Raw genomic sequence first — 10820 nt, forward strand, 5'->3', positions numbered from 1 at the left:
TCGTTCAACCCCTCGCATCCCCACCGGCAACCCATCACGAAACAGGAGAGCACCATGAAAACAAGCATCGAAACCACGGAATGGGCCATTTGGGGTGGATTCGCCGCCTTCGTGATGCTGTTGGGCTGGCAGTTCGGACTGGCGGTCGGATTGGCGGCTTCCCTGACCATCCCGTTCGTCATCATGCTCAAGAACGACTACCTGCGCCGCAAGCACGGCTGGAAAAACGAATACAGCGTCGGTGTCGCGATCCTGGACGATGACCACAAAAAATTGCTCGACATGGTGTGGCGGGTCTATCAGTCCATGCAGAAGTCCTACGGCAAGGAGGACGCGGAACGGGTTCTCGGAGAACTTCAGGCCTACACGATCGAACATTTCGGTCGCGAAGAGGGGCTGATGCGGAAACACGGCTATCCGGAACTGGAACGTCACCTGGCCGAACATGAGGCCATGAAGGCCAAGGTGGTGGAGTTCAAGAATCAATTCGCCACCAACAGCCTGGAGGTTTCCCACGAAATGCTGCGCTTTCTCGAGAACTGGCTGATCACCCACATCACCAAGACCGATCAGGCCTATTCGGCGTTTCTGGCGGAAAAAGGGGAGCGCTGATCCGAACCATCCGGTTCGGCACGCTCATCCGAAGGGAAGGCAACCAATTGGGGCCGGCACCCCACGTACAACCGCCGGCGGGAGATGCACGATGGAAAGAAAAAACGAAATGCAGCGGTCTGTTTCAGCGAGAGCCTGGATGGGGTGGATGGTCGGGATGGCGTTTCTGCTGGTCGGCATCGCACCCGCCACGGCGCGTGACCTGCCGGATCTCACCGCCCTGGTGGAAAATCTCAAACCGGTCGTGGTCAACATCCAGACCAGCAAGAAAGCCCGGGGCGGCAAGCAGGCGATGCCGAACAATCCCTTCAAGAACAGCCCTTTCGAACACTTCTTCCAACCCTTCATGGAACGCATGCCCCAGGGTGAGATGCAAACCCAGAATCTCGGCTCCGGGGTGATCATCGACGCCGACGGGTTCATCCTCACCAACAACCATGTGGTGGAAGAGGCCGACGAAATCAAGGTCCGGCTCGTCGATGAGCGGGAGTTCGTGGCCAAGGTGATCGGCAGCGACCCGAAAAGCGATCTGGCGCTGATCCAGATCCCGGTGAAACAAAAACTCCAGGCCGCCAAGCTCGGCGACTCCGACGCCATCAAGGTGGGCGCCTGGGTCGTGGCGATCGGCAACCCCTTCGGCCTGGAAGCCACGGTCACCTCGGGGATCATCTCCGCCAAGGGCCGCGCCATTGGCAACGGTCCCTACGAGGACTTTCTGCAAACCGACGCGGCCATCAATCCCGGCAACTCCGGCGGTCCGCTCTTTGACCTCGACGGCAACGTCATCGGCATCAATACCGCGATCTTCTCCCGCTCCGGCGGCTACATGGGCATCGGCTTCGCCATTCCGGTCAACATGGCCAAAAACGTCGTGACCCAACTCAAAAGCTCCGGCAAGGTGACACGCGGCTGGATCGGTGTCGGCATCCAGATGGTCACCCAGGAGTTGGCGTCCGCCCTCGGATTGGAGACCGCGCGCGGCGCGCTGGTCTCCCAGGTGGTCAAATCCGGTCCGGCCCAGGATGCCGGGATCAAGGCCGGGGATGTGATCCTGAAGTTCAACGGTCAGGAGATCCACAAAATGCGCGATCTCCCCACCATCGTGGCCGCGACCGCCGTGGGCAACAAGGTTCCGGTGGCGATCCTGCGCGACGGCAAGGAGCAGACCGTGCAGATCAAGGTGCGCGAACTGCCCAAGGAAGAGAGTTCCGCCGCGGCCAGCAAGGGGGACGCCGACGCCGACAAAACCGATCCCCTCGGCATCAAGGTGAAATCGCTCGGCGACAACCAACGCCGTCAGGGTCGCCTGGGCGACGACATCAAGGGGGTGGTCGTGGCCAAGATCGATCCGGATGGCGCCGGGGCCAAGGCCGGGTTGCGCGTCGGCGATGTGATCGTGGATGTGAACCGGCAGTCCGTGGAGAGCCCGAACGACTACGAACAAGCCATTGACAAACTCGGAAAAAATCGCAACGTGCTGTTGCGCGTGGCGCGCGATGGAGGCGTGCTGTTCATCGCGGTCAATCTCGATCGTTGAACCCTGGTCAGGGTTGACCCCGCTCCGAGGGGTCAACCCTGACGCTTCCGTACCCCCGTACACGCCCATCCGGCTGTCGCGGCGGGGTCAGCCCTCCCGCTCCTGGATCACCCGCACAAAACCCACCTGTTGTTCGCGCTGCTGATAGCGATCACGGGCCGCCTTGGCGTCGGCGTGGCGCTCGAAGACCCCGATCCAGACCTGCTTGACCGACTGCCCCTCCGCATCGCGGGTCTCGTGGATCCGCAACGGATACCCCTTGGCGCGCAAACGCTCGATCAAGGAGTCCAATGCGGCGGAATTGGCACTTGAGGCCACCTGCACGGCATAGCGAATCTTGCTCTCCGGTTTCGCGACCGGCGGCGTGGGCAGCGGTGGACGCGGCGCGGAAACAGCCGTCGTGACGGGTGACGGTTGGCCGACCTCTGCCTTGGATTCCGCCAACGACATCGTTCCCTTCCGGTCAAACGACAACACGACCGGCGCCTGGTCCCAACGTACCGGCGCGGGCGTATCCAGGCGACCAGGCGCGGAATTCGTGCGTACCGGCGCGGGCGTATCCGGGCTTGCGCGTTCGGACCAGGGTGAAAGCGTGGGGCGAACCGCCCGCGCCAACGGCTTGACGAGCGGCAAGGGAGTGGTTTCGAAGGCCACCGGTTCGTCGCCGCTCCCGGCTGGCCCCCAAGGCACGGAGGGCGTCGGCGTTTTGTTCGTTTCGGTCGGGATCGCGCCGCGCGGCCCATCCTTTTGGGCCGTTTGCGACCCCGACGCACGCCAGGGGAGCGGCTTCTCGGTCAGGGCATCCTGGATCGTCGTGTCGTCCCCTTGCGCAAAGATCCGCTTCTGCCACTCGGCATCGTGAACGCGCAACAGCCGGGTCAACTGCACCAACTCCAGATCCCCGCCCCGCTCGCCCAAGGGGTCCCAGCCGAGGGTGGCGTACAACCGACCGAGGGCACTCTGGAAGCGGGCGAAGGATTCGTACTGCCGAACCCGTCCGAGCACCCCCGAAGCCACGGCATGCACATAGGAGAGTTGGCTGTCCAGCCCCATCTCCCCACGGTTGGCGGCATGGCCGCGCAAGCGTGCGCGGGTGGCGTTCTCCTCCTGCACCCGCTTGAGGCCATCCCGGGCAGCCAGGTATTCGTGATAGGCGATGCGCGTTTGGCCAAGGATCGCCATGTGCATCACCAGCCGCCGCATCTGGATCACCTTTTCCCGGCTGTCGGCCAGATCCAGTTGTTGTCCGCCGTTCAGCGCGCGCAAGAGATTCCAGCTCAACCGCGCCCCGGCCTGGGCCCAGTGCTGGTAGAGCAGATAACGACTACCATCGAAGTTCTCGCCGACATCGAACTCCAGTCCAGGAAAGAGTCGCGCGATCGCCTTGCGTGTCTCGTCGGCCTCGATGCGCGCCTGATAGGCCTCGACGCGCAACTCCGGTCGCTGGGTCAACGCCTGCCGTTCCAGTTCGTCGATCGGCGCGGCCAACGCCAAAGGCTCGGCCCCCGAGCTGCCATCGTCCACCAGTTCGAACCGCTCACCGGGGGGCAGATGGATCAGGGTAGCCAGCTCTTCCCGCGCCACCGTCAACTCGGCCCGCGCCCGCTCCAACTGGTTGACGATCTCCAGCAACCCCAATTGATACTGTAGGCTGTGGACCGGAGAACGGAGTTTCTCCTGTTCCACTTGGCGCGCGGTGGCAAGCGCCTCGTCGGCGGATTTGAGCACCGCGGCCACTTCCCGTTCCAACCCCTGGGCGGCCACGGCACGCCAATAGGCAAAGCGCACATCCTTGAGAAGGTTGTGGGCCGCCTTGCGGCGCTGTTCGCCCTGAATCAGCCGTTTATTCCCCTCCTGGCGAGCCTGGTAATAACTGACGCCGAAATCCAACAGATTCCAGCTCATGGTGAAATCCGCCGTGCCGGTCGCCTTCTCGCGCGAGATCGATGGATCGGTTTCGACGATGCCCGTGGAGAGCGACCGGCTCACCGAGGCGTTTTCCGGAGTGCGCGCCGAATACCCGGCGGCCAGGGTCCAGCGGGGCAGCATGTCGAGCCGCGCCACCTCCTCCTGCTGGCGCGCCACCACCTCTTCCATGCGCTTGAGTCGATAATCCAGATTGTATTTCAACGCGCGGGCCATGGCCTCGTGCAGGGTGAGCGGACCCTCCAGGGGCTTGCCATCCTTGAACAGCCATCCCCGATCCGCCTCGACCTGTTTTTCCCGTTCGTCCGGGGTCAAGGCGCTGGTCACCACCGAACAGCCGCTCAAGGAGAGCGCCGTCAAAACGGCCACCACCCCACCCAGATTCCTCCGGGTGACGCGACGTGGGGGTTGCCCTCTGGTTCGATGAGAAGATACGCTCAAGGTGTACGGCTCGCTCTGTTGGTCGGGAGTGATGCGTAATCTTTAGGACCAGAAAGCAAGCATGAATCATGCCGCACAAAATATTACCCGACAGCACCCCCAATCCAAACCAGGACAACAGCGGCGTCAATTGTTTTTACACTTGAAAAAAATATTCAATTTCAATATTTTGAACCAACAATCCTTCCGGGATCGTAAAAAAAACTGACACCACTCCCTCCGCTTTCAGACCAACCTGTTGATAAACAAGAACTAAAAAAGATCTGGTCGAATGGCGCGCGAGTTGCTAAATTGGTTGTTAAACTGTTGATAACCACTGATAAAAAAACAAGAAAAACCGGAAAAATCTCGCAAGCACCACGGGAGCGCCCTGCGATGAAACTTTGGCCCTGGATCCGCGACAAACTCTGGCCGAGCCGCTCCAAGGGGGCGGACCGGCCACCCGTTCCGCCGGCCAACCCCGCGCCGATCCGTTCCAGACTGGCCCTGCGTCTGGAACGACGCCTGATGTTCGATGCCGCCGGTGTGCTGACCGCCGTGGCCGCCCTGCATCACGACGCCGACGGGCACGACGCGGACCAGGCCGCCGACCACGCCCCGATTCTCACCCCGCCCGGCCACGATGCCGCCTCGCCGGCGCCACGCGAAATCCTCTTCATCGACGCCACGGTGGAAAATCACCAGGCGCTGCTCAAGGATCTGCCCACGGATATCCAGGTGGTGATGCTCGATCCGAATCGGGATGGGGTGGAACAGATCCGCGCCACCCTGTCCGGACTGGCGGGCATCGAGGCGTTGCACATCGTCTCCCATGGCGCCGAGGGAACCTTGGCGCTCGGCAAAACGGAGCTGGATGTCGTCAACCTGGAAGACCATGCCCATGCGTTGCAGGATTGGGGCGCGGCGCTTTCCGAGAACGCCGATATCCTGATCTACGGCTGCGATGTCGGGGCCGGCATGAGCGGCGCGGCCTTCGTGTCGCGGGTCGCCGAGTTGACCGGCGCGGACGTGGCCGCTTCCAACGACCTCACCGGCGCCACCGAACGGGGGGGAGACTGGAACCTGGAGGTGACCCACGGCAGCATCGAAACCGATGTTTTCGTCTCCTCGAGCGCACGACTGGCGTTTCACGGTATTCTGCCTTCCGCTAATCCGATTATCGCAAGCCTCCACGGGGATGTGCTCTCTTACAGCGAGGGGAGCGGCACCCTTGTGATCGATCAGGGCGGCAACGTCACGATCACGGATGCCGATTCGCCGGACTTCAACGGCGGGCAACTCACCGTGTCGATCACCGCCAACCGTGACCCTACCGACGACGTGCTGGCCATCCGCAATCAAGGCACCGGCGCCGGCCAGATCGGCGTCTCCGGAGCCAACGTCACCTATCAGGGCAGCGTGATCGGCACCTTCGCCGGCGGTACCGGCAGCAACGACTTGGTGGTCACCCTCAACGCCAATGCCAACCCCACCTCGGTGACCGCGCTGCTGCGCAACATCACCTACACCAACACCGACACCAACGCCCCCTCGACCGCCACCCGTTCCATCGCCTTCCGGATCACCGACGGCGATGGCGGCACCTCCACCACCTCCACCGCCAGCGCCACCGTGACCGCAGTCAACGACGCCCCCACCATCAGCGGCGGATCGGCGCTCACCTACACCGAAAACAATCCGGCCACGGTGATCGACGCCACCATCACCCTGGCCGACGTGGACAACGCCAACCTGCAAGGGGCCACCATCACCATCAGCGGCAACTACCAGAGCGGCGCCGACACCTTGAGTTTCACCAACACCGCCAGCATCACCGGCACCTGGAACAGCGCCACCGGCACCCTCACCCTGACCGGCGCCGACACGGTGGCCAACTATCAGGCCGCGCTGCGTTCGATCAAATACGCCAACACCAGCGACGCCCCCACCACGCCGACCCGGACCGTCACCTTCCAGGTGAGCGACGGCACCACCACCAGCACCACCGCCGCCTCGACCGTGGCGATCACCGAACTCAACGACGCCCCGGTCCTGGTCGCGGGCGGTCAGTGGTTCATTCCCGCCGTGTTGCGCACCGACGCCACCAACACCGGCGCCACGATCGCATCGCTCTTCGCGGCCAGCGACATCACCGATGCCGATCCGACCCCGCTCGAGGGCGTGGCCATCTACTCGGCCAACGACATGGGTGTGGGAACCTGGCAGTATCGCGTCGATGGCGGAGCCTGGACCAACCTGCCCAACCCGTTGCTCACCACCCATGCCCTGCTGCTCAAATCCAGCGATGAGGTGCGTTTCGTTCCCAACAACACCAACGGTGGACAACCCACGCTCTTCTTCTATGCCTGGGACCGCACCAGTGGCGTGGCCGGCACCACGGTCAACGCCAACACCCGCGGCGGCACCACCGCGTTCAGTGCCACCGCCGGCATCATCAACGGCACGGTCAACGCCGCGCCGGTGCTCGACATCGCCCCCAACCCGGCCTTGCCGACCATCACCGAGGACAACCTCACCAATACCGGGGCCACGGTCAACTCCCTCCTCGGCACCTCGATCAGCGACATCGACTCCGGCGCACTCCAGGGGATCGCCATCCGTAGCGTCACCACCGACAACGGCACCTGGCAGTACTCCCTCAACGGCGGTGCCAGCTGGACCGCCTTCGGCACCATCTCCAGCACCCAGTCGCTCTTGTTGCGTCCCACCGATCTGGTGCGCTTCGTGCCCGACGGCGCCAACCCACCCAACAACACCTCCCCCGGATCGCTGAACTTCACCTACGTCGCCTGGGACCGCACCGGACGCTCCTCGGTGTGGTCGGCGGGAGGCAAGGTCTCGACCATCTCGCGCGGCGCGGCCACGCCGTTCTCCGCCAACATCGAAACCGCCACCATCACGGTCACCGACCTCAACGACGCCCCGGTCCTCACCGCCGCCGCGCCGACCCTCCCGGCCATGCTGCACACCGATACCGGCAACACCGGCGTCACCATCGCCAGCGTGGTGGGCACCTCGATTGGCGATGTCGATGCGGTCACCACCCCCTTGGAAGGGATCGCCATCCACACGGTCAACAACGGTTCGGCGGGTTGGTGGGAATACTCCACCGACAACGGCGCCACCTGGACCAACACCGGCACGGTGAATGCCACCTCTGCCCTGCTGCTGCGTCCCCAGGATAAAATCCGCTTTCAGCCCGGCGGCACGCTCACCACCACCAACAACGCCAGTTTCGACTATTACGCCTGGGACCAGACCCAGAATTTCGGCCAACAAGGCACCAAGGTCAACGTCTCGACCCGCGGCACCACCACGGCATTCAGCACCGCCAGCGATACCGCCTCGATCCGGATCAACATCGCCCCCACCCTGAATGCCGCCACCACGCCGACCCTGCCGACCATCACCGAGGATGACACCACCAACAGCGGTGCGCTGGTCTCGACTCTGCTCGGAGGGGCCTCGGACATCGATATCGGGGCCGCGCAAGGGATCGCCGTGCATGGTCTGTCCAGCGGCAACGGTACCTGGCAATACAACACCGGCAGCGGCTGGACCAACATCGGCACGGTCAACGGCAGCTCGGCCCTGCTGTTGCGCGCCTCGGATTCGATCCGCTTCGTGCCCAACGCCATCAAGGGAACCACGCCGAATGTATCCTTCTACGCCTGGGACCAGACCACAGGCAGCGTCGGCACCAAGGTGGATGTCTCGACGCGCGGCACCACCACCGCCTTCAGCGTGAATGCCAACACCGCCACCCTTTCGGTCACCGAGGTCAACGACGCCCCAACCCTGTCGGTCACCGCCTCTACCCTCACCTTCACCGAGGGCAGCGTGGCCCTGACGATCAACAACACCCTCACCCTGTCCGATATCGATGATCTCAACATCGCCGGAGCCACGGTGCGGATCACCGGGAATTACCAATCTGGGGAAGATGTTCTGGCTTTCGTCAACCAATCCGGCATCACCGGTTCCTGGAACAGCACCACCGGCACCCTTACCTTGACCGGAACCGCCACCAAGTCCCAGTATCAAACCGCGCTGCGCTCGGTCACCTATCAGAACACCAACAACGACACCCCCAATCCGGCCACCCGCACCGTCACCTTTTCCATCACCGACGGCAACTCCGATGGTACCGGTTTCGGCGCCCTGAGCGCCTCGGGCTCCCGTCCCATCGCCATCACCGCCATCAACGACGCCCCGACCCTCACCACCACCGGCACCACGTTGAACATCAGCGAAGGGGATGGATCCACCCTGATCGATCCGAATCTGCTGCTCGGCGATGTAGATGACACCCAACTGACCGGTGCCACGGTGCGCATCACCAGCAATTACCTCTCCAGCGAGGATGTTCTGGCCTTCGTGAATCAATCCGGCATCACGGGTTCCTGGAATTCCGCCACCGGAACGCTCACGTTAACCGGAAGCGCCGCCAAGGCCGATTATCAAGCGGCGCTGCGCTCGGTCACCTACCTCAACAGCAACACCAGTGTCCCGAACATCGCCGCGCGCACCGTCACCTTCACCATCACTGATGCCAACTCCGCAGGACAAGGGACCGGCGCCCAGAGCGTCTCGGCGCAACGGATCATCGCTCCGGTCGCGATCAACGATGCGCCACTCATGAGCGGTTCGGCCTCCGCACAAAATTATTCGGAGGGATCCGCGCCAGTCGTCATCGACAATGGCATCGTGCTTTCCGACATCGACGACGCCAACATCAGCGGGGCCACGGTTCAGATTGTCGGCCATTTTCTCGCCAGCGAGGATCAACTGGCCTTTTTCAACGTTTCGGGGATCACCGGTTCCTGGAACGGCGCCACCGGCACCCTCACCTTGACCGGAACCGCCACCAAGGCCCAGTACCAAGCCGCGTTGCGCACCATCACCTACCGCAACAACAACACCGACGACCCGAATCTGGACACCCGCACCATCCGTTTCACGATCACCGACGCCAACTCGAACGGACAAGGCAACGGTGCCCTGAGTGTCGGTTTTGAACGTGATGTCGGTGTTGCGGCGGTCAACGACGCACCCACCATCGCCACCACCGGCATGCCTCTCGCTTACACCGAAAGCGATACCGCCAAGGTGATCGATTCCGCCCTCACCCTGACCGATGTGGACGACACGCTGGTCACCGGAGCCACGGTACGCATCACCAGCCATTATGACTCCAGCGAGGATATTCTGGAGTTCACCGATCAGGCCGGCATCACCGGTTCCTGGAATTCGGCCACAGGTACGCTCACCTTGACCGGCACCGCCACCAAGGCCGATTACCAGGCGGCGTTGCGCACCATCACCTATCGCAACAGCAACGACAACGATCCCTCCATCGCCACGCGCACCGTGCTTTTTTCGGTCACGGACGCCGATTCGCAAGGTCATGGCTCTGGCGCGCTCATCGGTTCCGCCGGTCGCAACATCATCATGACCGCCATCAACGATGCGCCCGACATGACCACCGACACCCCGCTCGCCTACACCGAGGGGGATCCGTCCACCTGTGTGGATGCGGGTCTGAGTCTGGTGGATGTGGATGATTCGACGATCATCCAAGGACTGGTACAGATCACCGGCAATTACCATGCATCCGAGGATGTGCTTTCATTCACGAATCAATCCGGCATCACCGGCAGTTGGGACTCTGCCACCGGCACCCTTTCACTGACTGGAACCGCCAGCAAGGCAGCTTACGAGGCGGCGCTGCGATCGATCACCTACACCAATCTGAACACCGACAACCCGAGCACCGCCACGCGCACCGTGACCTTCACGGTCACGGACGGCAACTCGAACGGTGTCGGCGATACCAACCTCACCACCAGCGGCAGCCGTTCGATTCTTTTTTCGGCAGTCAACGACGCCCCAGGCGTGGCCACCACCGCCGCGCCGCTTGCCTACACCGAGAGCGACGCCGCGACCCCGGTTGATCCCGGCATCTCCTTGGCCGATGTGGACGACACCCACATTTCGGGCGCAACCGTTCAAATCACCGGGAATTTCCTGTCGAGCGAGGATGCGCTTTCATTCACGGATCAATCCGGCCTCACCGGTTCCTGGAACCCGGCCACCGGAACGCTTACGTTAACCGGAACCGCCACCAAGGCCGATTACCAGGCCGCGTTGCGCTCCATCACCTATCGAAACAGCAACGACGACAACCCGAGCCCGGCCACCCGAACGGTCACCTTCGCGGTCACCGATTCGAACTCCAACGGCGAGGGTTCCGGCGCGCTGACCACCACAGCCACGCGCCAGATTCTTTTCTCGGCAGTCAACG

General features: G+C 63.0%; 4 protein-coding genes. 3 read left to right on the forward strand and 1 reads right to left on the reverse strand.

Annotation, left to right across the window (positions count from 1 at the left end):
• Positions 1-54 precede the first annotated feature (54 nt).
• Together ACV4UY_RS08200 and ACV4UY_RS08205 are read left to right on the forward strand one after the other, a co-directional pair.
• Positions 55-612: a bacteriohemerythrin gene (locus ACV4UY_RS08200; protein WP_491607113.1), complete on the forward strand. Its 558-nt coding sequence runs from the start codon at positions 55-57 to the stop codon at positions 610-612.
• A 157-nt stretch (positions 613-769) separates the two neighbouring features.
• Positions 770-2149, forward strand: a complete 1380-nt coding sequence (locus ACV4UY_RS08205) for a DegQ family serine endoprotease (protein ID WP_491607114.1) — start codon at positions 770-772, stop codon at positions 2147-2149.
• Positions 2150-2236: 87 nt separating this feature from the next.
• Here the strand turns inward: ACV4UY_RS08205 and ACV4UY_RS08210 are convergent, their stop codons facing one another.
• Complete coding sequence (locus ACV4UY_RS08210; RefSeq protein WP_491607115.1) at positions 2237-4444, reverse strand: SPOR domain-containing protein; 2208 nt, start codon at positions 4442-4444, stop codon at positions 2237-2239.
• Positions 4445-4891: 447 nt separating this feature from the next.
• Here ACV4UY_RS08210 and ACV4UY_RS08215 point away from each other — a divergent pair.
• A partial coding sequence (locus ACV4UY_RS08215) for a DUF4347 domain-containing protein (protein WP_491607116.1) occupies positions 4892-10820 on the forward strand: 5929 nt, incomplete at its 3' end.

The sequence above is a fragment of the Candidatus Magnetaquiglobus sp. genome (genome assembly GCF_058402785.1).

What these genes read in the sequence shown, in the direction of transcription:
- ACV4UY_RS08200 (WP_491607113.1), top strand. Translation starts at nt 55, where the DNA reads ATGAAAACAAGCATCGAAACCACGGAATGGGCCATTTGGGGTGGATTC.
- ACV4UY_RS08205 (WP_491607114.1), top strand. Translation starts at nt 770, where the DNA reads ATGGCGTTTCTGCTGGTCGGCATCGCACCCGCCACGGCGCGTGACCTG.